The sequence below is a fragment of the Pseudomonas sp. JV245A genome (genome assembly GCF_032424515.1).
GTDB lineage: Bacteria > Pseudomonadota > Gammaproteobacteria > Pseudomonadales > Pseudomonadaceae > Aquipseudomonas > Aquipseudomonas protegens.
The window spans coordinates 1-545 of the sequence record NZ_VYKE01000511.1 but is presented as its reverse complement, the minus strand read 5'-3'; the positions used below and the strand labels follow the sequence as shown (position 1 = coordinate 545).

The following is a 545-nucleotide window of genomic DNA, read 5'->3' as shown; positions in this document are numbered from 1 at the left end:
TTTCGCTGGCCAGCCAGCTCTTGCGATCCGGGGGGAAATTCTTTCATTGGCCAGGAGGCCGCATGTTTACCCGAACCTTGCTGTGCCTGGCGCTGGCCAGCCCCTGGGCCTTGGCCGACAGCTCCGCCCAAGCCCTGCACCAGCGCCTGATCGTGCTCGACAGCCACCTCGATACCCCCATGCAACTGGCCCGCCCCGGTTGGGACATCACCCAGCGCCATCGCTACCAGGACGACCTGTCCCAGGTCGATCTGCCACGGATGAAAGAGGGCGGCCTGGACGGCGGTTTCTGGGCCATTTTCACCCCCCAGGGGCCGCTCACCGCCGAAGGCCGGACCCTGGCCAGCGAACATGGGCTGGCGGTGCTGGCGCGGATCCGCGACCTGCTGGGCGCCCACCCCGATGATTTCGCCCTGGCCCTGACGGCTGGCGATGTACCGGCCATCGTCGCCCGTGGCCAGCGTGTGGTTTTCATCAGCATGGAAAACGCCCAGCCCCTGGCCGCCGATCCGGCACGCTTGCACACCTATTACCGCCAGGGCCTG

1 protein-coding gene is annotated in these 545 nt (G+C 67.3%); it reads left to right on the top strand.

What is annotated here, in order from left to right; genetic code table 11:
• Positions 1–62: 62 nt before the first annotated feature.
• The coding region (locus F6S12_RS32755) for a membrane dipeptidase (protein ID WP_315869992.1) at positions 63–545 on the top strand (483 nt) is incomplete at its 3' end.